Below are 22,418 nucleotides of genomic sequence, written 5' to 3'. Positions count from 1 at the left end.
AAACTTAAGGGTTAAGAAATAATTTTGTACAATAACAATTGTATTAAGTATGGCTACTCTTTCGGTTTTTTAGAAAGGGGGTTATTGGTGAGCAAGATAATTGATTTTATAATTCTTATTTTAGAATTAATAAAAGAGATAATTAAGCTCGTTAATTATCTCATCTAAAATCCTTAGAGCATATTATATATATCCACGCTTAGTCTAAGCTTAATACAATTATAACACAATAACCGAAAGAGAGCGTGGCTTTCGGCTTTCTTAAACCCCTTTTTATACTCAAATGAGCGCAAAGATTTTTGTTTTGATTTTACATCACATTCATTAAGTTTTTTTTCATTGCGATTACTCCTTAATTATAAACAATAAGACATATTTTTTCCTTTTTGCTTTGCGCTCTTTTGAGTATAAAGATTTTGAAAGGAATATCAATGAGAGCAGAAGTAATAAACAAAAAGGCATATGTTCGTTTTGATGATTATGCAAATGAAGTCAGCGAATATAAAAAGAAAATAGTTTTATTAGAAGAAAAACTAAAAGAAGCTAAAGACTTATTTAAAAGTGAAAATAACTTAAGAATGGCTATAGAAGTTGAAAACATTAAACTATTAAGCTTATTAACAAAGGAGCTTTGATGTTGTTATTTTTCAAAAAAGATGATGATTTAAAAATAAAGCTTTTCAAAGCCCAAAACCACATAAGACTTAAAAACAAGGCAATCAATCAAAGCTTATTAGCTTTAGAAGAAAAAGAAAAAGAGCTTAGAAAGCTTTACTCTTTTAAAATAAAAATACTTGATGAGTTAGGGCTTATAGCTATGGATAACGCTGAAGAATTAGCAATTAAAAAAATAAAAACACTAAAGGAGAAAACAAATGAAATATAAAATCATAAAATTAGAACAAGGCTCTAAAGAATGGCTTGAGTTTAGAAAAGGAAAAATCACAGCTAGTATAGTCGCTTCTTGCATTGGTGAAAAAGGTGCTTTTTTAAGCAAAGAAAAGGCAAAAGAACTTATACAAGGACTTTTTGAACCATATACCAATAAAGCCATGCAAAAAGGTAGAGAGTATGAGGAATTAATCAGAGCAAAAATGGAATTTATAATAGGAAAAGATATAACTCCTATTGTTATTCAAAGCTTAGAAAATGAGCTTTTTATGGCTTCTTTAGATGGTATAGATGATGAAAAAACAATATACGAGTTTAAATACTCAACAAACAACGAAGAATACGAGCAAGTGTTAAAATTTAAAAAACCTAGCCCAAAATACTACGCTCAAGTTCAATTTCAACTTTTTGTAGGTGGTTTTGAAAAATGTGTTTTTGCAGTCTTAAATGAGAATGATGATTTGACTTATTGTGTGGTTAAAAGCGATAAGGAATATCAAGATTTTATGCTTAGAAAAATAGATGAGTTTATAAAAGATTATCTCGTTAATCAAAAAAGCGACTACAAAGAACTTGATGATGCTCATGCAAAAGAATTAGCCTTAGAAATAATTAGACTTGAAAGCACAATGAAGCCTATAAAAGAAAAACTAGAAGCTCTTAAAAAAGAATTTATAGAGCTAGCAAATGGTGAGAAAGTTAAATGCTTGGATATTAGTGTTTATCCGCAAAATAGAACAACGATTGATTATAAAGGCTTTTTAGATTTTACTAAATTAGAAATCCCAAAAGAATATATAAAACAAAGTATCTCAATGTGTTTAAAAATCAAAAAAGGAGCATAAAATGAGTGAATTAGTAGTAGCTGAAAAAACACAAAAAAATAATTTTAACTTTAATCCATATGAATTAGCACTAGTTAAAGGAGATTTATCAAAATTAAGTGATGAAGAAAGAACTTCTTATGTAAAAAGTATTTGCGATAGCTTAGGCATCAATATGCTAACTAAGCCTTTTGAGTACATTGAACTTAATGGCAAATTAACTCTTTATGCAACAAAAACAGCAACAGATCAGTTAAGACAAATCCATAAAGTATCTATCACTAAAACAGAAGCTAATCAAATAGGAGATATTTATATGGTCACAGTTTATGCTAGCACCCCAGATGGTAGAACAGATTGCGACACAGGAGCTTTAAATATTAAAAATTTAGGTGGAGACAACCTAGCAAATGCTCTAATGAAAGCCATAACTAAAGCTAAAAGGCGCGTTACTTTAAGTATTTGCGGTCTTGGAATGTTAGATGAGAGCGAATTAGATACTATCAAAGACTATAACAATACTAAAGCAACGCTAATAAAAGATGAAGCAAATGAGCTAAAAAAACTTGGGCTTGAACTAAGAAAAACCTTAGAGGATATGGGTTTAAATAAAGAAGAACAAAATGCATTTATCAAAAACAACAATATCTTTACAAGAGAGAAAATAAAAGAATTGTTAGATGATAAAAATAAAATATTCGAACTTAAACAAGGACTAAAAAATGATACCAACATTTAAAGCAAATTATGAAGTGGCAAATTATCAGCCACTACTTGAATATTTAAACGAAGGTGGTTTATATAGTGGCTATTTTAGAAAAATATTCTTATATGATACTATCGGCAACACAGGCCATACAAATACTTTTGTAAAATGTGAATTTGTATGCCAAAAACACAATAAATTAGCTGATTTTAATTTATTTATTGCAAAGAATGGAGATTTTACATACACAACTTCAAAAGGCGAAAAGGAAAGCTACTTAGGTTTTAGACAACTTAACGCAATAATGCTATTTTTAGGCATAGAAGAACTTGATCTTAGTAAAAAAACAAAAGCAAATATCTACGGAAAAGAAACAGAAGCTACAAGTCTTGATGAGTTAACAAATAAAACTTTGCTTTTAGGCTTTGACACAGAAGAGTTTTTAAATAAAAACAATCAAGTTGAAAATAAAATAGTACTTAGTAGAATTTTTAACTCAAAACTACAAAGTCTTGATGAATTTAAAAACCAAAAAGAGCCAGTTGCATATAAAAACTTTAAAGCCAGACACAAAAAATTACCACAAGAGCAAAATGAGTTTCAAGCTCAAAGCATTTCATTTAATCCATATGCACAAAATTTTAATCAAAAACCTCAACAAATTCATACTTTAGATGCCACTTTAGAAGATGATGGTGAGCTTCCATTTTAAAGTAAGTAAAAATGTTAAAAGAAAAAATTAACACAGCCATAGAACACGCAAGAGCTTTGGCTTTAATTAACAAAGAATGCTTAGAGTTGATTGACTACATGGAAGAGTGTGATGAGGATGAATTAAGATCTAACTTAGATGACTTAAAAAAACTCTTGATAAAAGCAAAAGAATTATTGAAAGGTTGAAAATGCATACACCTAAATTATTTAATGATCACTTTCAAAACCACAAAAGGTATCATATACCAAAAGCACAGCTTGTAATAGCTGATATACCTTATAATCTTGGAAATAATGCTTATGCGAGCGGTCCTGAGTGGTATATAGGTGGTGATATGGAATTAAATTTTATCAAATGGTACAAAGCTGATTATGAGGGTTGCAAGCTATGATTACAAAAACAATAAGATCTGCTTTAAATGCCCTCTCAAAAGCTTTTAATATTATCATCTCAATATTAGCTTTAACTTTTGCATTTCTTGGGATTTGTGTGATTATCATAGGATTATTTATTCTTGAAATTTTCTCAAAAGATAATCTTAAAAAATGTAAAAGGATTTTTAAATTTAAAAAATAGAACAAGGACTAATATGATTACTTTGCTTTATATACATTCAACAATATTTTTATTATCAATAATAGCCTTAATAGCTTGGGTTGTTTATTTGGTTACTAAGGATTAATATGAATACAGAAAAAATACTTAACTTTTTAAAAATTCAAACTCATTATTTTTGCGCTTACGAGGCAACGATAAACGATGGAGAAAGAATTAAAGGAAGCTGTATAGCTACAGACAAAAGATATTTTTGGGAAACATCTGACCCAAATATTACGCATAGATATGTAGTTAATCATATAAAAGAAAAATTCAATATAGAAAATATCAATTTTACACAATTTCATAAATTATAGAAAAGGTTAAAAAAAATGATACAAATTAAAATTAGTTATGCAGTAGCTTATGCTTTGTATGGGAAAGAATTAGAAAATTTTAATACTAATCAAAGTATTGATGTAAATGGCATGATTAGGGTTTAAATAATTAAAAAAGGTTTGTAAATGAAGATACAAGATTTAATAAAAGATGAAGAGTGTAGTATTTATTATGTAGATGGTAAAGTAAGTTCCACAAGAAAGATTTTAAAGAAAAATTTAGCCATTAAGGAAATTAAATCATATATTAATACAAACAAAGATGTGATTATAGATTTAATGAGGGGTAGATTTAATGATATTTCTAGCAGTTATAATGTTTATATGAATAATAGTGAAGTTATATTCTCTATAACACTTAATAAAGATATGTCTGATAGCACAAAAGCTTTAGAAAATAAAGCTAAGAATGCTATTATATTTGATATGTCTAGATCTTTCTTACCTATGAAAATGTATGTAAATATACCTAATTGTGTCTCATATGAATTTTTAGAAAACATTGTAAGGAGAAGAATTTTTATATTTACTAGAGAATTTTTAAACTTAAGCTTGCAAAACCAATAAAGGACTAATAAAAAAGTTAACTTTAAAAAAATAACACAGCTTAAAGGATAAGTAATGAAACTACAGGATTTTGATTTTAGGGTTTGGAATAAAAAATCTAATTTTTATGTCGAGAAAACTTGTGGTAATATAATATCCATAGCAAGTGATAGTAGTCTTGAATATAATGCAAGAGAAAACAAAATACTAGCAGTAGAGTTTTCACCATATGATAGTATGCCCTTAATAAATAAAAACTACACTGAAGATGATTATGAAATAGAACTTTTTACAGGGCTTTATGACAAAAACGGAAATAAGATTTATGAAGGTGATATACTTGAGTATACTAGATGGTGCGAACAATATATGGAAGATGCCGAACATTCAGAAACTATTTATGAAGTTGTTTGTTTTGATACAAATGGAGGGCTTTATTCCAAATTACTTAACGGAGAATTCGGTTGGTTTTTTGAACATTTTATGAATGATAAAAACAATACAATAGAAGAAATGTCTATTATTGGTAATATCCATGAAAACAAGGAGTTATTAAATGTTAGATTATAATTCTTGGCAAGAAGCACAAGCAAAAGTAGAACCACTTAGAAAACAAGTTATGGAGGCGATTTTAAAAGATGAAAGATTTAACGCAAGTATTCCTAACGCAGATAGAGATAATCTTTTAAGGGTTGATATTAAAAATCTTACTTTTGATTTAATTTTTGATTTAGGAAATTTTCATATTGAAGCTCGTTTCAATTTGTTTTCACTTGGTGACCTTGAACATAATACTAAAGTTACCATTTTTGAAGGAGATTATGATTTTTACTGCGGAAATGTAAAAAGAATTGTTGATGATTTATATTTTGAGTTATCAAGAGAAATACCAAATACAAGAAGGGCATTAAAAGATTTAATAAAAGACTGTAAAAGAGTTTTAAAGCTTAAAGTTAATGATAAATAATTAAAATAAAAATTAAAGTTGCAGGTTATAAAATGTTAAATATCATCTCAGTTTTACTTTTTGTATTATTTTTCATTCTGATGTTTTTTAACTATAAATATCAAAAAGCACAAGTTGAGCTTTTAGAACAAAACAAAAAAACATTAGAATTAAGTATTAAAATCTTGGAATTAAATATTAAAAAAATTGAGCTTTTAGAAAAAAGAATTAAGGAGAAACAATGAAATTAAAAGATTTTGATTTTAGGATTTGGGATGAAAATCATAAAGATTGTGGTAATAAAGATTGTAAGTGTCAATCAAAATATACACTTGGAGAACACGCTAAGAATATGTTATCAGAATTTATTGGTAAAGATGTAGAAATAGAGCTATGGACTAGAATCATAGATAGGAATGGTAAGAAAGTATATGAGAATGATATTGTTAGAATGAAAAGTCCATATGATTGCTTTATAGCAAAAATTAGCATTCATAAAGAAGGAACTTTTTATCTTGAGGGAAAAAATGGAGACTATATGGGTTCTTTAATTTATTTAGTTGAAGATGAAGCATATACCATTGAAATCATCGGTAATATCCACGAAAACCACATCTAAACCCACAAAAAACAATATTAATTCTAAAACAAGAGGAAATAAAATGGCTACAATTTATGACAAAAATGGAAATATTATTATAGAAAAAACTGAATTTAGTTTGAGTGAATTACTTGATTTTTGCAGAAAGCAAAAAATATCTTTAAAAAATGCTAATTTTAAAGAGCAAAATTTAGCAGGCATAGATTTTAATAGTTTAGATCTAATCGGGGCTGATTTCACTAATGCCATTTTACAATATTGCGATTTTGAATCAAGCATTATATCAAATGCTGTTTTTACAAATGCTGTTTTAAAAAACGCTTATATGCAAGATGTAATTGCAAATGAAACTAATTTTAAAAATTGCTCGCTACAAAACATTTTTTCAAATTCTGCTAGATTTATAGATTGTGATTTTAGCGGGGCTGATTTAAGAGAAAACAATTTCTTAAAAACAAGAATTACAAATCCATTTTTTAAAAATACTTTAATTTCAAATACCATAGGAGATATGGAAAACATATGCTCATTACAAGTAGAAAAATTTTCCATATCCTTTAATTCTCAAGATATAGCCATAGGTTGTAAACAAGAAAGCATATCATGGTGGAAAAATGTAAAAAATGAAGAATTAAACGATGGTCGTGAAGATTATACGCAAGTATGGAATGCATACAAAGACATTTTGTTTAAAATCATCAATATAAAATACAATATTTAAAGGAAACTCCATGTCAAATATAGAATTTTTAACACCAAAGCAAGTAGAGCAAATGTATGGATTAAACCCTTTACAACAATTTAGAGCAAGAAGCAATGGCATGCCACACTACAAGATTGATGTTAAAACAATCAGGTACAAAAAAACAGAACTAGATCATTGGTTTAAATCTAAAAAAGTTATCATTTAAAATCAAATGGACACAAAGAATTTAAGTATTCGCCATACCAATTCATAAGCTGTTTTCTTAAATCAATGGCCTTACTTCTATTATAAGCTCTTTCAACTTCACTTCCATTTACATGGTGCAATATCATCTCAGCGATATCTTTGCCTATGCCAAGTTTTATAAGCTCGTTGCTTTTTTCTGTACATATACTCCTAAAAGTACTTCTAAATCCATGTATTGTATGTTTCAAATCATACATTTTGAAAAACTTGCTTGCAAAGTTATCGCTAATGCATTTATCAAAATTAAAAAACACATATTCTTTGTTTACATTAAACATCTTTTGCATTTGTAATATTTTTAATGCATATTCATTCAATGGGATAATATTTTCACCATTGCTTTTTACCTTCATATCTTCAGCTTGTATAACCCAAAGATTATTATCAAAATCTATCTCACTCCATTTAGCAAATCGTATGTTTTTACTTCTTTGCGCTGTCAAAAGCGTAAAATAAATTGCATTTATAATATTCACATTAACCCTAGCTCTTTGTCTGTATTCTTTCATACATTCGAGCATAAACTTAACTTCTTTTTCTTCTACTAAAGCTTTAAAATGCTTCACATTGCAATCATCATTGATTAATCTATAGTACTTTTGTAAATCCTTCAAATCTGTAATAATGCTAGTTTTTAATTCTCCTCTTTGTCTTGCAAGTTCTAAAATTCTGCAAATAAAAGCAATACTTTTATTTAAAGTTGAATAAATATTTTTTGAATTCATATGATCATAAATAGGAAGAAAGTCTTTCTTTTCTAGCAAATTAATAGGCTTTCCTCCTAGCATAGGCTGTATGTATTTTACAAAAGTCCCCTGCTCCTTTTTTATAGTAAAATATGAAAGTTTTTTTCCTATAGTTTCCATATAGTGATCATTTGCCATATTTAATGTAAATTTTTTATTCTTATTATCAATAAAATCCCCGCTTCTTAATTGTTGCAAAATCTTAATCGCTTCCTTTCTAGCTTCTGCAAGACTTAACAATCCTTTTCTAAACTCTCCTATGGTTATATATTTTTTTAATTTTTGTTCTCTAAGTTGAAAAACTTTTCTACCTGTAGGATGAATTTTTAAATAAAGCTCTTTTGGCTCACCGAGCGGAACTAAGTATTGTTTTTCCTTTATTTCTAATGCTTCTATATCACTTTGAGAGAGTGCCATTTTTCGCCTTTTTATACCCAAAAAATACCAAAAATATACCCAATACCTATAAAAAATAACGCTGGGTATAAAATGGGTATTGAAATTATATCAAATAAATGAAACAAAAGAAATAAATAAAATACTACAAATACCTAAAAATAGATGTTTAAAGAAATGTAAGAAATATATTTAAATAATAATGGTGTCCCCAGCAAGGTTTGAACTTGCGGCCTCAGAATTAGGAATTCTGCGCTCTATCCAGCTGAGCTATGAGGACAAATATTTTTATTATTTTAAGAAAAAATTTATTTTATAGAGCTTAAATTTTAAGCTCTATAAAAAAACATTTTGGATTTTCATCAAAACCTAAAACTCCATTATGCGCATCAATAATTTGTTTTGATAAAGAAAGCCCTAAACCATTGCCTTTTAACTTGGTTGTTTTAAAAGCCTCAAAAACCATTTTTTTATCTTTGATACTTACTCCATTATCATAAACTTTAATAAAAACTCTATCTTCCTTTTGTTCACATTTAACTTTTATACAACCATCATCATTTTCACTTTCTTCAATAGCATCTATGGCATTATAAAGTAAATTTTGCAAGACTAAAGCAAGTAAAGATTTATCTGCATTGATTTTTAAATCTAAAAATTCAAATGTGAAATCAATATTAGCTAGATAATTATAAGCCCCAATAGCTTGTTCACATTCATCTTGTAATTCTTTTAAATCAAACTCATTTAAATTAACATGCACCCCTTTTGTAAAAAGCAAAGTAGAATTTACTATGCGCTCCACCCTAGAAATAGCCTTTTGAATTTCTAAAACTATATGTTTATTTTTTAACTCACTTCTTTCAAATAAAGTTGAACTCAATAAAGAAATAGAACCAATAGGATTGCGTATTTCATGTGCTAGGTGTGCTGCTACCGTACCCATACTAGCAAGCCTTTCATTTCTTTTTTCATCGCTAATATCAGTTGCACTTACTATAAGTTTATCAGCATGAGATGTAACTTTTATAAGATAAAACTTATGATCAAATTCAAGCTCATAGTGAGATTTTTCAAGATCAATTTTTTCTAAAAGTTTTGGTTGTTGATTGGCTAAATTATTTTGAAGTGTGATTTTTTTATTAGTATCTAAAACCCACAAAGCCATTGGTAAAACTTCAATAATTTCATTCATTGTTTGCATCAAAGCTGTGTAGTTTTCATTGAGTTGATTATAAGCATTTTCCACTACAAAGGTTTGCTCTATTAAAAATTTTAATCCTTTTTGAAAATCTTCCTTTTCACTAGAGTCTAAACTTTTTAAAATTTTTTCATCCATTTTCACCCTTTAATTAAAAAATCAAAATCATCTAAGGTATATAAAAGCACATTATACTCTTTGTTTTCAACAAGTTCTTTACTAAAACCATTTTTAGAAAAAAGCACATATAAATTTGGTTTTAAATTTAGTATTTTTGCTTTATTTTTTAAAATATTTAAGACATTTTTGCAAATTTTTCTATCTTTAAATTTAGCCTCACCTAAAACACAAAAATTTTCTTTTTTATAATAAAGATCTATCTCACAATAATAATTCCAAAAACTATACACCTGCTCTACCTTAAGCTTTTTAGCTAAAAATTCCTTGCACAAAAGCTCAAAAGTAAAGCTTTGATATTTTTCTAAATTTTCTTGGATTATTTCCATTAGCTCGTTATATCTTTTCATCTCAATTAAGTTTAAATTAGGATATATAAAATAAAAGAAAAATCTCAATCCTTGATTTTTAAAAACAACCTTATCTTGAATGTTATATGAGCGTAATTCTTTTTTAATCTTTTGTCTTTTATTTTTTACAATAGGTTTTTCTTGACTTTTTTCCAAAATCAAAATATTTTTTTCTAAAAGTTTATTAACAAGTCCTAGAGCTTGAAAATGCGGAATGGATTTATTAATAGAATAGCGTTTTCTATCATTTTTACTTAGAACACTCAAAGCCTTCAAAGCATTATCATCTAAATTTAAATAAGATAAAATATCAAAAGCTTTTAAAACAAAAACATTTAAAATATTATCATATAAACTTAATTTCAAATCAAATTCAAATTCATCAAAAATACTATAAAAATCAAAAATATTTTTAAGCTCCAAAGCTTCACAGCGTTTTGAAAAATCACTAAAATTTATAACCACATCCTTATTTTAAATATTTTGTATGATATAATTTTAACAAATTTTTGGGGGATTTTTTTGAATATTGAAACATTAAAACAAGATATTATTTTAAAAAAAGGCATATATTATTTTGACTTTACAGCTAGTGCTTTAGCCTTAAAAAGCGTGGAAAAAGAAATTAATAAAATTTTAAAAACTTATGCTAACACTCACTCAGATAGCTCTATAAATTCTTTTTTGACACAAAAATATTACGAAGATGCAAGAAAAAATTTAAAAGAATATCTTGATTTAGATGATAGTTTTGCTCTTATAGCTTGTGGGAGTGGATCTTCAGCTGCTATTAAAAAATTTCAAGAGCTTTTAGGTTTATATATACCCCCGCTTATTAAAGAAAAATACTTTAAAAATACAGATAAAAACACCTTGCCTTTAGTTATAGTAGGACCCTATGAACACCACTCTAACGAGCTTTCATTTAGAGAAGCTTTGTGTGAATGCGTTCGCATACCCTTAGATAAAAAAGGCGAGTTAGATTATGCTTTTTTGGAAAAATTATTAAAAAAATCTAAAAATAGACAAATCATCGCAAGTTTTAACGCAGCTTCAAATGTCACAGGAATTTTAAGTGATTATAAAAAAATCTACACTCTGATCAAACAATATAATGGCATAGTTGCCTTTGATGTTTCCACCTTAGCTCCTTATGCTAACTTGGATCCTAAATTTTATGATGCAGTATTTATTAGTTCTCATAAATTACTTGGTGGTGTAGGATCTTGTGGTTTACTTGTTATTAAAAAAAATCTATGTGGTAATACTCCTAGTTTTGCTGCAGGTGGAACTGTAGGCTATGTTTCAAGAACTTCCCAACAATACTTATGCGAAGTTGAAAATTTAGAAGAAGGTGGCACACCTGGAATTATTCAACTTATTAGAGCAAGTTTAGCTTTTAAAGTACGCAATGAAATAGGCTTAAAAAATATAGAAAAAAAAGAAAAAGAGCTTTGTGAATATTTTTTAAAACAATGCATAAATTTTCCAAAAATGATCTTATATGCAAAAAATATCACTCATAGATTACCTATTTTTGCTTTTAACATAGAAGGAATTTCTCCTTTTGATTTAGCTTATAAACTAAGCAAAACTTATAAGATAGAAACAAGAGCAGGTTGTGCTTGCGCAGGACCTTATGGACATGATTTGCTAAATTTAAAAGATAATCAAAAATTAAATTTCAAACCAGGTTGGCTAAGAGTGGGTTTTCATTATACACATACAAAAGAAGATATAGAGTATTTTTTTAAAGCCTTGAAAGCAAGTATCAAGGCTTTAAGTTGATTATTGTAAATCGTATTTTTCTACGATTTTTTGGTAAGTACCATCGGCTTTAACTTTTTCTAAACCTGCATTAATTTTTTGAACAAGCTCAATTTGTTTTCCTTTATCAAAAGCTATGCAAAACCCTGAACTTCCATCATTTTCTTCTAAAAATGCTTCTAGCTCTTCATTAGTTTTTAAATAACCTTTACCAATATCCTTATCTGTTAAAACAGCATCAACTTTACCAGCTTTTAAAGCCAAAATTGCAGCTAACATTTCTTCGCTAGCCACCACTTGAGCATTTGGAATAGCCTTAGCAGCACTTTCTTGGATGGTTCCAAGCTGAACACCTATTTTTTTACCTTCCAAACTTTGTTTATCACTAATACTAGAATCTGTTTTTAGTTTTAAGTATAAATTTTTAGTATTAAAATAAGTATCACTAAAATCCATACTAGTGAGTCTTTGTGGTGTTGAACTCATAGCAGAAGCTATCATATCAATCTTTCCAGCTTTTAAAGCAGGGATCAAACCATCAAAACTCATGTTTACCCACTCAAGTTTTAAATTTTCTCTTTTTGCAATCTCTTCTAGCAAATCAACATCAAATCCGGTAATTTTTGCATCTTTAATAAAATCAAAAGGAGGATAATTTGCAGCTATACCTACTTTATAAACTTTTTCACTAGAAGCACTAGCTTGATTTTTATCGCTTGAGCAAGCACCTAAAGCCAATATACCAAATAACGCTAAAACAACATATAATATTTTTTTCATTTCTTTCCTTTGTTAAAAATTAAAATAAAATTGATAAATGATTATAATGTGTTTAAACGCCTGTATTTCTTCATATCCGCCTCCTTGTATAATAAATATAGCATAATTATAGCAGAAAAAAGTTTTTTGTAAAGACTTGATAGCAAATATTTTTTATTTAAGTTATTTTTTATATATTTTAATTAACAAATTTATATTTTTACCTTTTTACTAATCATTAAAACATAACCTATTCCAAAACAAATTGACCACATAGAACTACCTCCATAGCTTAAAAGCGGTACAGCTACGCCTTTTAATGGAGTCAAGGAAATAATTCCAAAAGCATTCATAAAAAATGAAAACAATAAAAGTAAAGCCACACCTGAACAAAATAAAAAATGAACTTTATTTTCACAACGCCCTGCTATTCTAAAAATTCGCAGTATTACCATCAAATATATAAAACAAATAATACTTAATCCTAATAGTCCTATCTCTTCAGTAATCCCCGATAAGACAAAGTCTGTATGAACCTCACTTAAAAATCCTAGTTTAAAAGTTCCAAGCCCTAAACCCTCTCCAAAAAATCCACCATGAGCTATAGCATTTAAACTATGTGAAATTTGATAAGGCTCTGAGTTGTGACTTACTCTTAAAACACTTGCTAGCCAATCAGGAAAGAAAGGTAAAAACGCATCTTGGATATTTCCCCACCAAGCCGAAATACGCTGTATTCTTCTTTGATTGCTTAAGATTACCAAAACCCCAATCATTCCAACAATAACCACACCAAAAGCAAAAAGTCTTTTACTAGCTCCTGCAAAAAAAGCTAGAGCGAAAACCAAGAAAAAAGAAATAACGCTTTGCCCTAAATCATTTTGTGTCATATAAATATAACCAATAACAAAAGCAGCTAAAATAAAATAAGGAATTAAAATTAAAACTTCATGCTTGATTGCTTTTTTACTATCATCAATCCTTCTTGTATAAGACCAAGCAAGGAAATAAATCAAACCTATTTTAAAAAATTCAACTGGAGAGATAGATAAAGGACCAAGCCTAATCCACCTTTTAGCACCACCTGCTGCAGTAGCAAGAAAGGTGGGTAAAAAAGGTAAAATAAGTATAAATAAAAAAGAGATGAGCAAAACGCTTATCATCAAATAGTGCGCCATTTTACTATCAGGATTTAATCTTGAAACAAAATAAATAATAGCTATACCACTAAGCCCGAAAAAAAGCTGTCTGATAAAAAAGTGAAATTCATTATATTCTAAATAAAGAACAGTAAAAGCACTTAAAGAATATGAAAAAAGTATTCCTATAGTTATAAGAATGCAACTTAAAAAAAATAACTTTCTATCAGCAACCAATATTATTCCCTAAATTTTTATAAAAAGTTAATTTTAATAAATTGCAACTTAAAATGATGTTATTTTAGCATCAAGTATTATTTTTATATAAAGATTTTAAACTCTCATAAGCAAGCTGAATTTTCTCAAATTCTTCCCTACAATAAGCTTGTTCTATCTTGCTTTTACCTTGATGACGATCAGGGTGATATATTTTAACCAAATTAAGATAATTTTGTCTAATAGTGGCAAAGTCATCGCTAGAATTGCATCCTAGTGTTTGAAAATAATTTTCAAAAAGCTTTGCTAGGGCATTAAATTTCCAATTAGTACTAGCTTTATTCTTCATTTTATTTCTAAATTCTAAAAGTTGGGTTTCATTGATCGTAAAATCAACACAATATTTTAAATGCTCATTTACGCTAGCTAAAATTTCTAAAAGATTTAAAGTGTTATCATCTTTGTATTCTACTGAAAAAATACAATTTTTTTCATCATACACGCTTTTGTGATCTTTAAAATACTGCTCTAAATACACAGCAAATAATTTTTCATTCGAACTTAGTGTGATTAAAATATTTTTTTGCGAAAAACCAATCTTTGCAAAAATAACAGGTTTTAAAGTATTTGCTTGAGCTAAATTTAATTTAAAAGTTTTATAGTGAGCAAAAGCAAGATTATCTATATCATTTCCAGTATTTTTTTTATATTTGTGATTAACAAGTTTTAAAAAATATCTTCTTTGAGGAATTTCATTTTCTACAAAAAAAGACAAGGTTTTATTTTTATTACCTATAACTTTGGAAAAATTTTTACGGATAAGATCTTGAAAATATTTAAACATTAAAAAATCATCAGTATTAACACTAACTGATTCTAAAGTTTGCACTACTTGCATAAAATCCTCTCTATAAACCTAACTCCACAAAAATGCTTGTTCATTTAAAGCACTAGTGTGTTTTAAAATTTCATTTGGACTATAATCGGCTTTATATGCTAAAGATTGACACCCTTTTACAAAATATCCCAAATAAATATATTTTAATTTTTTTAATTGTGCAAGTTTAATTTCTGTTAAAAGCGAGTATTTACCAAGACTTAAATGAGAAAAATCAGGATCATAAAAACAATATATACTAGAAATTCCATCTTCTAAAATATCAATCAAGTCAACACAAACTAACTTATTGTCTATATAAAAATCAAGCTCATATCCAAAAGTACCAGCATTATCTACATAAAGATTATAATATTTCCTAAAATTTAAATCATAAATTTTCCAATTTCTTTTATCTTTTTGGTAGCGGTGGTATTTTTCATAAAGCAATAAATGCTCATCACTTAAAGAAGGTTTTTGTAAGATTATTTTAGTGGCTGTATTTTTTTTTAAAACCCTGCGATAACTTTTACTAAAATGAAAATTCTCCACTAAAATACGCAAATTTTGACATTCGTTGCAATCATTACATATTGGTCTTGAAAAATACGAACCAAAGCGACGCCAGCCTCTTGAAACTAGTTCTTGATTTTGTGTTTTTGTGATAAAAGATATATAATTATACTCATTTCTACAATACCTATTTTCAAGATAAGGACATTCTTCTTCTAAAGTACAAAAACCAATAATATTATTCATTAGATCTTTTTAATATCACTATTTTTTACAAATTCCATAAATTCATTAGCCAAACGCTCTTCTTTTAAAAACATATCTTCAAATTCTTGCTCTTGTTTTTTATCTTCATTTTGCTTAGCTAAATCTTTTTGTATAGCATCTAAGTCGGTATTTTTCATACTAACTCCACTTTTACTCGCTTTAACCTTTTCTTTTTTTGTTTGACCTTGTTCTTTTTGGAGTGCTTTTTTTATATCTTTTAATTCATCTAAAAAACTCATGATTGTCTACTTTCTTTTATCTTTTGTAAAGTCGCAGCTATAGCAGCAATTACTTCTTCTTTGTTTTCTTGGTGTCTATCCTCTGTTTTTTCTAAAAGCTCTTCCATATGTGTTTCTATAAAAGAAGTATCAAAATACCCTCTTCTAAATTCTCTTATTTTAGTAATTGCAATCAAAAACGGCACAGTTGTTCTAATATCATCAATCACAAATTCTTTCAAAGCCCTCTCAAGCCTATTAACCGCACTGTCATAACTTGAACCTTTAACGATTAATTTTGCAAGTAAAGAATCATAATATGGCGGAACAGTATAATCTTTATATAAATGACTATCCACTCTCACAGAAGGCCCTAATGCTGGAAAATATTCTGTGATTTTACCCGGACTTGGAATGAAATTTTTCCACACATTCTCAGCTGTAATTCTAGCTTCTATAGCAAAACCTCTTGGCTTAATATCACTTTGTTCAAGATCTAAAATTTCTCCATTTGCTATACGAATTTGTCTTGTAATAAGATCAATCCCTGTAATTTCTTCTGTTATTGGATGTTCTACTTGAATTCTTGTATTCATCTCCATGAAATAAAATCTATTATAATCATCAAGTAAAAACTCAACCGTCCCAACATTAGTATATCCAACAGCTTTTGCAGCAGCTACTGCAGTAACTCCTATGGTTTTTCTTAATTTTTCTGAGATACTAGGGCATGGGGCTATTTCAATGATTTTTTGATGCCTTCTTTGAATAGAGCAATCTCTTTCGCAAAGATGAATGATATTGCCATAATTATCTGCTAGAATTTGAAACTCAATATGTCTTGGATTAATGACATATTTTTCCATAAAAACCTCATCGTTTTTAAAAAAGCTAAGCGCTTCTCTTTTACAAGCCTCAAAAGATTTTTCTAAATCCTCTTCTTTATGTACTACGCGTATACCTCTACCGCCTCCACCACCGCTTGCTTTTAAAATCACTGGATAGCCAATTTTTAAAGCTTGAAGTTTGATTTCTTCTAATGTACAATGATTTAATTTTTCAGTACCTGGAACTACAGGGATTCCATTTTTTTTCATTAAATATCTTGCTATATTTTTATTTCCCATTTTACGGATAACATCTGATTTTGGCCCTATAAAAATAATCCCTGCTTCTTCGCATTCTTTTGCAAATTCATAATTTTCACTTAAAAAGCCATATCCAGGATGTATAGCATCAGCGCCGCAAGCTTTAGCAATTTCAACTATCCTTTTACCATCTAAATATCCTCTTATGGCATCAGTTCCTATTCTATATGCTTCATCAGCAACTTTTACATGCAAACACTCATAATCAGGCTCAGTATAAACAGCAACACTTTTTATATGCAAATCCCTACAAGCACGGATTACCCTTACTGCAATCTCGCCTCTATTAGCTATTAAAATCTTATGTATCATTACTTTGCCTTAAGCTAAAATATTATTTAAAGAAGATTAGCATAAAAATATAAAAATTCTATAAAATTACTTATTTTTGCTAAGTTTAAGAATTTTTTGATAAAATTAATCTTTTATTTTGCGCCCATAGCTCAGCTGGATAGAGCATTTGATTGCGGTTCAAAAGGTCAGAGGTTCGAATCCTCTTGGGCGTACCACTTACTTTTTTATTTTTGATGAAAATTCATCTAAGTCTAATTCCTTTTTATCTTTAAATTGATACCATAAAAATAGAATAAAAAATATACTTAAAATCACAGCTAAAATATAATAAGTTCCATAGTCATTTTCAGATAAAAATAAATTTTTAGTATTCATACCAAAAAATCCAACTATTAAATTCAAAGGTAAAAATATCGCTGACATAATGCTTAAAAAATATATATTTTTATTTATTTTTTCATTTCTTACTGTGTTTATATAAGTATAAATACTTTCTAATCTTGTAATATTTTCTTTAATGCTTCTTTCTAAATTTCCTAAATTTATCAGAATAGTTTTTAAGCTTTTTTTCATAAAATGCTGCTTGCTATGACACATTTTACAAGCTTCTAATATAGATGAAATTAATTTATAACTTTTGCTCAATCTTACCTTTAAGGTAAAATACTTAGTTAAGAAATTTTTTACATTTTGGTTTTCTAAAATTAAATTTTCGCGTTTTTCTATAGATGAATTTATCGCTTGAATTTTTATTTTTTCATTTTGTAAAATATTTTTTAATACAAGTAAAAATTTATCCTTAGAAAATTCACTCAAATTATTATTCTCATAAATAAAAATTTTTTCATTTTGAAAAATAAAAATTTGCCTTATATCATCATTATCTAATATAAAAATATCACTTTCTTCAAATTCATAATAAGCATTAGAAATGCTTATACTATCGATAAATTGTTTTAATGTTTGACTTAGCATGTTCTTTGTCTATAAAATTCTTTTTTAAAATTTTCAAACTCATTTTTGATAATGGCTTCACGCATTTGTTTTGCTAAATTTAAATAATAATGTAAATTATGCAAACTTGCAAGTCTAAAAAAAGTTAGTTCTTTGGCTTTAAATAAATGATTTAAATAGGCTCTTGAAAAATTTTTACAAGTATAGCAAGAACATTTTGAATCAATAGGACTATGATCTGTTATAAATTCTGCTTTTTTAATATTAAATTTACCAAAACTAGTAAATAAAGTTCCATTTCTTGCATTTCGAGTTGGCATAACACAATCAAACATATCAACACCCCTTGCAACATTTTCCACTAAATCCTCAGGCGTACCAACCCCCATTAAATATCTAGGGCGATTATTATCAACATAAGGCATCATAGCTTCAACCGTATCATACATAACTTCATTTTCTTCCCCTACGCTCAATCCACCTATAGCCAAACCATCAAAATCCATCTCACAAAGTGCTTGAGAACAAATTCTTCTAGCTTCAAAATCAGTCCCACCTTGGATAATACCAAAAATATTTTGTCCTATTCCAACACCTTGACTTTGCTTTAGTTTATGATAATCAATAGCCTCTTTTGCCCATTTTATAGTGCGTTTTAAAGAAAGTTCTATGCGCTCTTTAGAAGCTGGCAGGGCAACTAAATCATCTAAAATCATCATAATATCTGAATTAAAATCATATTGTGCATCTAAAACACTTTTTGGGGTAAAATAATGCAAACTCCCATCAATATGGCTTTTAAATTTAATCCCCTCTTCATCTGGCTTTGAAATTTTATTTAAAGAAAAAGCTTGAAAACCTCCACTATCTGTTAAAAAAGATCTATTAAATTTACTAAATCCATGTAAGCCACCCATTTGTTTTATAACTTTTGAACTAGGCCTTAAATACAAATGATAAGTATTTGCTAAAATTATTTTTGCATCTAAAATTTCACTCATATCAATAGCATCTAAACTTTTAATTGCAGCTAAAGTTCCAACTGGCATAAAAGCAGGAGTTAAAATTTCACTATGAGTAGTTTTAATGCGACAAGCTCTAGCGTTTGCGCTTTTATACTCAACTTTAAATTCCATTGATTTTCCTATATTTTTTGCATAATCATACCAAAGTCTTGCTTATAAGTTTTTTGAAAGAAAGCCTGTTTTCAAGCAGGCTTAAGGAATTAGTAGTTTTTTACAAAATTGATAATTTTTTCACAACCTTCTTTTATATCATTTTCACTAGTTGCATAAGAGAGCCTAAAATACCCTTCCATGCCAAAACCTACACCTGGCACTAAAGCAACTTTTTGCTCTTCTAATAATCTTTTGCAAAATCTCATAGAATCATTATCAAGCTCTTTACAAGAAATAAACAAATAAAACGCACCTTGTGGAATTTGCTCTAATTTTATTTTCTCACATTTGCTTAAAATTTCACAAGCTAAATTTCTACGTTTTAAAAAAGCTTGTCTCATCATTTCAATATCATCATTTGCTTTTCCAAGTAAAGCTGGTAAAGCAGCGTGTTGAACTATAGAGCAAATATTTGAAGTACTTTGGCCTTGTAATTTTTTTATAGCTTTGTTAAACCCACTCATTTTACTAGCCATATAACCAAAACGCCATCCTGGCATAGCTCCGCACTTACTAAGCCCGTTTATAGTTACAGTTCTATTTAAAGCATCTTCACTTGCTTGAGCAAATGCAAAAAATTCTCCATCATAAACTAATTTTTCATAAATTTCATCACTTAAAACTACAATTTTACTTCCTTCTAAAACCTTAGCTAAAGCGATAATTTCATCTTTTGAATATATTGCTCCTGTAGGATTTGATGGGGAATTAAACATTAAAACTTTAGTTTTTGGAGTAATGGCTTGTTTTAATTGCTCTGGGGTAATTTTAAAACCATTTTTAGCATCCCCTTCTATAAACACAGGAGTGCCGCCTGCAAATTTAACCATTTCAGGGTAACTTACCCAATATGGACTTGGTATAATAACCTCATCACCCTCTTCAACCAAACACTCAATCGCCATAAACAAAGAATGCTTAGCACCAACATTGGTAATGATTTCGCTTGCTTTATATTCTAAATTATTATCATTTTTAAATTTATATTGTATAGCTTCTATAACTTCTTTTATACCAACAACAGGTGTATAAGCCCCACAACCTTTTTCAATAGCTTCAATTGCTGCCTTTTTAATGATTTCTGGAGTATCAAAATCAGGCTCACCTGCTGAAAAACTAATAACTTTTTCACCATTTGCTTTTAAAGTTTTGGCTATATCAGTCATTACTAAAGTTAAGGATTCTCCTAAATTTTGAGATCTTTGACTTAGCATTTTTTATCCTTTATTTTTTTGCTTTGATTTTTATTTGTGTTAATTGTTACAACTTGGAGCTTAAAAAAATCTACGAATAAAATTAAGAGTGTATATTTTTATAAATTTGTGTAGAAACTATACATTTTCTACACACAAAAATTTTACATTGTTTCTTTGAGTAATTATTCTAAAGCTTCTATATCGCTTTCATTATGATGGATAAAACGCTCATCTTTTTCTATAGTTTCAACTAAACGCCCCACTCTTTCCCATCTAACTTTTTTATTTTCATCCCATGAAAAATAAATAAACCAAGGTTGACCAACTATATATTTATAAGCTACACTTCCCCAAAACCTACTATCACTAGAGTGATCACGGTTATCACCCATCATAAAATACTCATTTTCAGGCACTTTATAATAATAAGCATTAAAACCATAAATATTATTAGCACCTAATTCATCAAAAGAAGCGGGCTTCATAGCAAATTGATTTAAATTTAAATAACGAAAAAACACACTTTCAATATCCACTCTAGAATCATAATGTATTCCTTTTTCTACAAAAGGTTCTTTTACAAAAAGTTTTCCACCTATGATTTTTGTTTTATTAGGATAATAATCCCTCATATATTCATCACCCTCAACCATACGTACATATAAGGTTTTATTTGCAAAAATTATCTCATCTCCACCCTTAGCCACACATCTTTTTACATAGTGAATTTTTGGTTCGTGTGGATATCTAAATACTACAATATCTCCTCTTTTAGGACCTTCAGCGCTTACTAAATGTCCATTTTTATTAAAATCAGGTAAAACAGGCACTTCTATCCAAGGAATATGCGGAGTTGGAATACCATAAGAGAATTTTTTTACAAATAAAAAATCCCCTACTAATAAAGTATTTTTCATAGAACCACTTGGTATGGTAAAAGCTTGAATAAAGAAAAATATAATCAATAAAACAACTATTAAAGTTCCTGTCCAAGATTGTGTGAATTTGTATAATTTTTTTAAAAAATTCATTTTTTAATCCTATTCTTAGCTGATTTTATAGTATTTTCTAAAAGCATTGCTATAGTCATAGGCCCTACTCCGCCTGGCACAGGAGTAATATAACTAGCTTTTTTGCTTACATTTTCAAAATCAACATCACCTACTATTTTTCCATCAACTCTATTAATCCCTACATCAATTACCACAACACCATCTTTAACCATATCTTCTTTTAAAAGCTTTGGGCAACCTGCCGCTACAATGATAATATCAGCATTTTTGGTATAAGTTTTTAAATCTTTTGTATAAATATGGCAAATACTCACACTAGCATTAGCATTAAGCAAAAGCGTAGCCATAGGACGACCTACTATATTAGAAGCTCCTATCACAACTACATCAGCACCTTGTAATTTAATACCATAATGCTCTAAAATTTTCATCACTCCCAAAGGCGTACAAGGTAAAAAGCCACCTTTTAAATTTAAGTTTAAATTCCCAACATTAAAAGGATGAAAACCATCTACGTCTTTATTAAAATTTATACTTTCTAAAATAATATCTTTATTAATATGTGCTGGCAATGGAAGTTGAACTAAAATTCCATCAACACTATCATCATGATTTAAGGTATTAATCAAAGCCAAAAGTTCATTTTGAGTTGTGTTTACATCAAGTCTATAAACCAAAGACTTGATCCCACATTGCTCACAAGCCTTTGCTTTAGAACCCACATAAGTAGCACTAGCAGGATCTTCACCTACTAAAATCACGGCCAAACAAGGCTCTATACTTTGGGTTTTAAGTTCTAATACTTCTTGTTTTAGATTATTTTTTATCTCATCACTTAGCTTTTTACCATCTAAAAGTGTCATTTCTTTCCTTAAATTTATAGCTTTCTTTAA

General features: G+C 28.2%; 29 protein-coding genes, 2 tRNA genes and 1 pseudogene. 17 read left to right on the top strand and 15 right to left on the bottom strand.

Annotated elements, in window-relative coordinates:
* Positions 1-431 precede the first annotated feature (431 nt).
* The 15 genes and pseudogenes from CLLT_RS03095 to CLLT_RS03025 all read left to right on the top strand — a co-directional run bounded on the left by CLLT_RS03095 (position 432) and on the right by CLLT_RS03025 (position 7,075).
* Entirely contained in the window at positions 432-635 is a 204-nt protein-coding gene (locus CLLT_RS03095; RefSeq protein ID WP_039625728.1) for a hypothetical protein, read from the top strand.
* Entirely contained in the window at positions 635-886 is a 252-nt protein-coding gene (locus CLLT_RS03090; protein ID WP_074692792.1) for a hypothetical protein, read from the top strand. Before CLLT_RS03095 ends, CLLT_RS03090 begins: the two co-directional genes overlap by 1 nt.
* Positions 876-1,736 carry a lambda exonuclease family protein gene (locus CLLT_RS03085; protein WP_074692790.1) on the top strand — a complete coding sequence of 287 codons (861 nt, stop codon included), beginning with the start codon at positions 876-878 and terminating at the stop codon, positions 1,734-1,736. The genes CLLT_RS03090 and CLLT_RS03085 overlap by 11 nt, the downstream gene beginning before the upstream one ends.
* A 1-nt stretch (position 1,737) precedes the next feature.
* Positions 1,738-2,454 carry a hypothetical protein gene (locus tag CLLT_RS03080; RefSeq protein WP_074692789.1) on the top strand — a complete coding sequence of 239 codons (717 nt, stop codon included), beginning with the start codon at positions 1,738-1,740 and terminating at the stop codon, positions 2,452-2,454.
* Positions 2,438-3,133 carry a hypothetical protein gene (locus CLLT_RS03075; protein WP_074692787.1) on the top strand — a complete coding sequence of 232 codons (696 nt, stop codon included), beginning with the start codon at positions 2,438-2,440 and terminating at the stop codon, positions 3,131-3,133. Before CLLT_RS03080 ends, CLLT_RS03075 begins: the two co-directional genes overlap by 17 nt.
* A gap of 11 nt (positions 3,134-3,144) precedes the next feature.
* Positions 3,145-3,321: a hypothetical protein gene (locus tag CLLT_RS03070; protein ID WP_159427738.1), complete on the top strand. Its 177-nt coding sequence runs from the start codon at positions 3,145-3,147 to the stop codon at positions 3,319-3,321.
* A 2-nt stretch (positions 3,322-3,323) separates the two neighbouring features.
* Positions 3,324-3,470: pseudogene (locus CLLT_RS03065) on the top strand (DNA-methyltransferase); the annotation flags it as partial.
* Positions 3,471-3,819: 349 nt separating this feature from the next.
* A complete protein-coding gene (locus tag CLLT_RS03060; protein WP_074692783.1) occupies positions 3,820-4,050 on the top strand; it encodes a hypothetical protein in 231 nt (76 codons plus the stop codon).
* A 147-nt stretch (positions 4,051-4,197) separates the two neighbouring features.
* Positions 4,198-4,638 (top strand): hypothetical protein, encoded by a 441-nt coding sequence (locus CLLT_RS03055; protein WP_074692781.1) that lies wholly within the window; start codon positions 4,198-4,200, stop codon positions 4,636-4,638.
* Positions 4,639-4,692: 54 nt separating this feature from the next.
* Positions 4,693-5,187: a YopX family protein gene (locus CLLT_RS03050; RefSeq protein WP_074692779.1), complete on the top strand. Its 495-nt coding sequence runs from the start codon at positions 4,693-4,695 to the stop codon at positions 5,185-5,187.
* A complete protein-coding gene (locus CLLT_RS03045; protein ID WP_074692778.1) occupies positions 5,174-5,584 on the top strand; it encodes a hypothetical protein in 411 nt (136 codons plus the stop codon). Before CLLT_RS03050 ends, CLLT_RS03045 begins: the two co-directional genes overlap by 14 nt.
* A 32-nt stretch (positions 5,585-5,616) precedes the next feature.
* Complete coding sequence (locus tag CLLT_RS03040) at positions 5,617-5,808, top strand: hypothetical protein (RefSeq protein ID WP_052804601.1); 192 nt, start codon at positions 5,617-5,619, stop codon at positions 5,806-5,808.
* Positions 5,805-6,182 (top strand): YopX family protein, encoded by a 378-nt coding sequence (locus CLLT_RS03035; RefSeq protein ID WP_074692776.1) that lies wholly within the window; start codon positions 5,805-5,807, stop codon positions 6,180-6,182. Before CLLT_RS03040 ends, CLLT_RS03035 begins: the two co-directional genes overlap by 4 nt.
* 43 nt (positions 6,183-6,225) lie before the next feature.
* On the top strand, positions 6,226-6,885 hold the full coding sequence (locus CLLT_RS03030; protein ID WP_074692775.1) for a pentapeptide repeat-containing protein: 660 nt from the start codon (positions 6,226-6,228) through the stop codon (positions 6,883-6,885).
* A 10-nt stretch (positions 6,886-6,895) separates the two neighbouring features.
* Positions 6,896-7,075: a helix-turn-helix domain-containing protein gene (locus tag CLLT_RS03025; RefSeq protein ID WP_039625719.1), complete on the top strand. Its 180-nt coding sequence runs from the start codon at positions 6,896-6,898 to the stop codon at positions 7,073-7,075.
* Here CLLT_RS03025 and CLLT_RS03020 read toward each other — a convergent pair.
* The 4 genes from CLLT_RS03020 to CLLT_RS03005 all read right to left on the bottom strand — a co-directional run bounded on the left by CLLT_RS03020 (position 7,068) and on the right by CLLT_RS03005 (position 10,409).
* Positions 7,068-8,279 carry a tyrosine-type recombinase/integrase gene (locus CLLT_RS03020; RefSeq protein ID WP_074692773.1) on the bottom strand — a complete coding sequence of 404 codons (1,212 nt, stop codon included), beginning with the start codon at positions 8,277-8,279 and terminating at the stop codon, positions 7,068-7,070. The genes CLLT_RS03025 and CLLT_RS03020 overlap by 8 nt on opposite strands.
* Positions 8,280-8,461: 182 nt before the next feature.
* Positions 8,462-8,538 (bottom strand) — tRNA-Arg (locus CLLT_RS03015).
* A 42-nt stretch (positions 8,539-8,580) separates the two neighbouring features.
* Positions 8,581-9,597: a fla regulon two-component system sensor histidine kinase FlgS gene (locus CLLT_RS03010; RefSeq protein WP_012661311.1), complete on the bottom strand. Its 1,017-nt coding sequence runs from the start codon at positions 9,595-9,597 to the stop codon at positions 8,581-8,583.
* Between the two features lie 2 nt (positions 9,598-9,599).
* Positions 9,600-10,409, bottom strand: coding sequence for a DUF234 domain-containing protein (locus CLLT_RS03005; protein WP_074692800.1), 810 nt, complete (start codon positions 10,407-10,409; stop codon positions 9,600-9,602).
* 99 nt (positions 10,410-10,508) lie between these two features.
* Here CLLT_RS03005 and CLLT_RS03000 point away from each other — a divergent pair, with 99 nt between their 5' ends.
* Complete coding sequence (locus CLLT_RS03000; protein WP_070255055.1) at positions 10,509-11,774, top strand: aminotransferase class V-fold PLP-dependent enzyme; 1,266 nt, start codon at positions 10,509-10,511, stop codon at positions 11,772-11,774.
* On the opposite strand, the gene CLLT_RS02995 is transcribed toward CLLT_RS03000, so the two are convergent.
* The 6 genes from CLLT_RS02995 to CLLT_RS02970 form a co-directional block, all read right to left on the bottom strand.
* Entirely contained in the window at positions 11,775-12,533 is a 759-nt protein-coding gene (locus CLLT_RS02995; protein WP_070255058.1) for a basic amino acid ABC transporter substrate-binding protein, read from the bottom strand.
* A gap of 191 nt (positions 12,534-12,724) precedes the next feature.
* A complete protein-coding gene (gene ftsW, locus CLLT_RS02990; protein WP_070255061.1) occupies positions 12,725-13,888 on the bottom strand; it encodes a putative lipid II flippase FtsW in 1,164 nt (387 codons plus the stop codon).
* Positions 13,889-13,958: 70 nt separating this feature from the next.
* Positions 13,959-14,765, bottom strand: coding sequence for an adenylosuccinate lyase (locus tag CLLT_RS02985; protein WP_012661306.1), 807 nt, complete (start codon positions 14,763-14,765; stop codon positions 13,959-13,961).
* 18 nt (positions 14,766-14,783) lie between these two features.
* The gene (locus CLLT_RS02980) at positions 14,784-15,503 is read right to left on the bottom strand and encodes an arginyltransferase (RefSeq protein WP_012661305.1); all 720 of its coding nucleotides are present in this window, start codon (positions 15,501-15,503) and stop codon (positions 14,784-14,786) included.
* A complete protein-coding gene (locus CLLT_RS02975) occupies positions 15,503-15,763 on the bottom strand; it encodes a hypothetical protein (protein ID WP_012661304.1) in 261 nt (86 codons plus the stop codon). Before CLLT_RS02975 ends, CLLT_RS02980 begins: the two co-directional genes overlap by 1 nt.
* On the bottom strand, positions 15,760-17,202 hold the full coding sequence (locus tag CLLT_RS02970; RefSeq protein WP_012661303.1) for an acetyl-CoA carboxylase subunit A: 1,443 nt from the start codon (positions 17,200-17,202) through the stop codon (positions 15,760-15,762). The genes CLLT_RS02975 and CLLT_RS02970 overlap by 4 nt, the downstream gene beginning before the upstream one ends.
* A 120-nt stretch (positions 17,203-17,322) precedes the next feature.
* Here CLLT_RS02970 and CLLT_RS02965 point away from each other — a divergent pair.
* Positions 17,323-17,399, top strand: a tRNA-Arg gene (locus CLLT_RS02965).
* 1 nt (position 17,400) lies between these two features.
* Here CLLT_RS02965 and CLLT_RS02960 read toward each other — a convergent pair.
* The 5 genes from CLLT_RS02960 to folD form a co-directional block, all read right to left on the bottom strand.
* Positions 17,401-18,159: a CorA family divalent cation transporter gene (locus tag CLLT_RS02960; protein ID WP_012661302.1), complete on the bottom strand. Its 759-nt coding sequence runs from the start codon at positions 18,157-18,159 to the stop codon at positions 17,401-17,403.
* Positions 18,153-19,274: a tRNA guanosine(34) transglycosylase Tgt gene (gene tgt / locus CLLT_RS02955; protein ID WP_074692772.1), complete on the bottom strand. Its 1,122-nt coding sequence runs from the start codon at positions 19,272-19,274 to the stop codon at positions 18,153-18,155. Before tgt ends, CLLT_RS02960 begins: the two co-directional genes overlap by 7 nt.
* A gap of 89 nt (positions 19,275-19,363) precedes the next feature.
* On the bottom strand, positions 19,364-20,530 hold the full coding sequence (locus tag CLLT_RS02950; protein ID WP_074692770.1) for a pyridoxal phosphate-dependent aminotransferase: 1,167 nt from the start codon (positions 20,528-20,530) through the stop codon (positions 19,364-19,366).
* A 164-nt stretch (positions 20,531-20,694) separates the two neighbouring features.
* Positions 20,695-21,543, bottom strand: coding sequence for a signal peptidase I (gene lepB / locus CLLT_RS02945; protein ID WP_074692769.1), 849 nt, complete (start codon positions 21,541-21,543; stop codon positions 20,695-20,697).
* Positions 21,540-22,388 (bottom strand): bifunctional methylenetetrahydrofolate dehydrogenase/methenyltetrahydrofolate cyclohydrolase FolD, encoded by an 849-nt coding sequence (gene folD, locus CLLT_RS02940; protein ID WP_074692767.1) that lies wholly within the window; start codon positions 22,386-22,388, stop codon positions 21,540-21,542. The genes lepB and folD overlap by 4 nt, the downstream gene beginning before the upstream one ends.
* Positions 22,389-22,418 lie beyond the last annotated feature (30 nt).

It is taken from the genome of Campylobacter lari subsp. lari, assembly GCF_013372185.1.
Lineage (GTDB): Bacteria > Campylobacterota > Campylobacteria > Campylobacterales > Campylobacteraceae > Campylobacter_D > Campylobacter_D lari.
This window is presented reverse-complemented; position numbering and strand designations above follow the sequence as displayed.

Bases quoted from the DNA above. Each gene is read 5' to 3' on its own strand.
- CLLT_RS03095 (WP_039625728.1), top strand. From the start codon at position 432: ATGAGAGCAGAAGTAATAAACAAAAAGGCATATGTTCGTTTTGATGAT.
- CLLT_RS03090 (WP_074692792.1), top strand. From the start codon at position 635: ATGTTGTTATTTTTCAAAAAAGATGATGATTTAAAAATAAAGCTTTTC.
- CLLT_RS03085 (WP_074692790.1), top strand. From the start codon at position 876: ATGAAATATAAAATCATAAAATTAGAACAAGGCTCTAAAGAATGGCTT.
- CLLT_RS03080 (WP_074692789.1), top strand. From the start codon at position 1,738: ATGAGTGAATTAGTAGTAGCTGAAAAAACACAAAAAAATAATTTTAAC.
- CLLT_RS03075 (WP_074692787.1), top strand. From the start codon at position 2,438: ATGATACCAACATTTAAAGCAAATTATGAAGTGGCAAATTATCAGCCA.
- CLLT_RS03070 (WP_159427738.1), top strand. From the start codon at position 3,145: ATGTTAAAAGAAAAAATTAACACAGCCATAGAACACGCAAGAGCTTTG.
- CLLT_RS03060 (WP_074692783.1), top strand. From the start codon at position 3,820: ATGAATACAGAAAAAATACTTAACTTTTTAAAAATTCAAACTCATTAT.
- CLLT_RS03055 (WP_074692781.1), top strand. From the start codon at position 4,198: ATGAAGATACAAGATTTAATAAAAGATGAAGAGTGTAGTATTTATTAT.
- CLLT_RS03050 (WP_074692779.1), top strand. From the start codon at position 4,693: ATGAAACTACAGGATTTTGATTTTAGGGTTTGGAATAAAAAATCTAAT.
- CLLT_RS03045 (WP_074692778.1), top strand. From the start codon at position 5,174: ATGTTAGATTATAATTCTTGGCAAGAAGCACAAGCAAAAGTAGAACCA.
- CLLT_RS03040 (WP_052804601.1), top strand. From the start codon at position 5,617: ATGTTAAATATCATCTCAGTTTTACTTTTTGTATTATTTTTCATTCTG.
- CLLT_RS03035 (WP_074692776.1), top strand. From the start codon at position 5,805: ATGAAATTAAAAGATTTTGATTTTAGGATTTGGGATGAAAATCATAAA.
- CLLT_RS03030 (WP_074692775.1), top strand. From the start codon at position 6,226: ATGGCTACAATTTATGACAAAAATGGAAATATTATTATAGAAAAAACT.
- CLLT_RS03025 (WP_039625719.1), top strand. From the start codon at position 6,896: ATGTCAAATATAGAATTTTTAACACCAAAGCAAGTAGAGCAAATGTAT.
- CLLT_RS03020 (WP_074692773.1), bottom strand. From the start codon at position 8,279: ATGGCACTCTCTCAAAGTGATATAGAAGCATTAGAAATAAAGGAAAAA.
- CLLT_RS03010 (WP_012661311.1), bottom strand. From the start codon at position 9,597: ATGGATGAAAAAATTTTAAAAAGTTTAGACTCTAGTGAAAAGGAAGAT.
- CLLT_RS02995 (WP_070255058.1), bottom strand. From the start codon at position 12,533: ATGAAAAAAATATTATATGTTGTTTTAGCGTTATTTGGTATATTGGCT.
- CLLT_RS02985 (WP_012661306.1), bottom strand. From the start codon at position 14,765: ATGCAAGTAGTGCAAACTTTAGAATCAGTTAGTGTTAATACTGATGAT.
- CLLT_RS02980 (WP_012661305.1), bottom strand. From the start codon at position 15,503: ATGAATAATATTATTGGTTTTTGTACTTTAGAAGAAGAATGTCCTTAT.
- CLLT_RS02975 (WP_012661304.1), bottom strand. From the start codon at position 15,763: ATGAGTTTTTTAGATGAATTAAAAGATATAAAAAAAGCACTCCAAAAA.
- CLLT_RS02970 (WP_012661303.1), bottom strand. From the start codon at position 17,202: ATGATACATAAGATTTTAATAGCTAATAGAGGCGAGATTGCAGTAAGG.
- CLLT_RS02960 (WP_012661302.1), bottom strand. From the start codon at position 18,159: ATGCTAAGTCAAACATTAAAACAATTTATCGATAGTATAAGCATTTCT.
- tgt (WP_074692772.1), bottom strand. From the start codon at position 19,274: ATGGAATTTAAAGTTGAGTATAAAAGCGCAAACGCTAGAGCTTGTCGC.
- CLLT_RS02950 (WP_074692770.1), bottom strand. From the start codon at position 20,530: ATGCTAAGTCAAAGATCTCAAAATTTAGGAGAATCCTTAACTTTAGTA.
- lepB (WP_074692769.1), bottom strand. From the start codon at position 21,543: ATGAATTTTTTAAAAAAATTATACAAATTCACACAATCTTGGACAGGA.
- folD (WP_074692767.1), bottom strand. From the start codon at position 22,388: ATGACACTTTTAGATGGTAAAAAGCTAAGTGATGAGATAAAAAATAAT.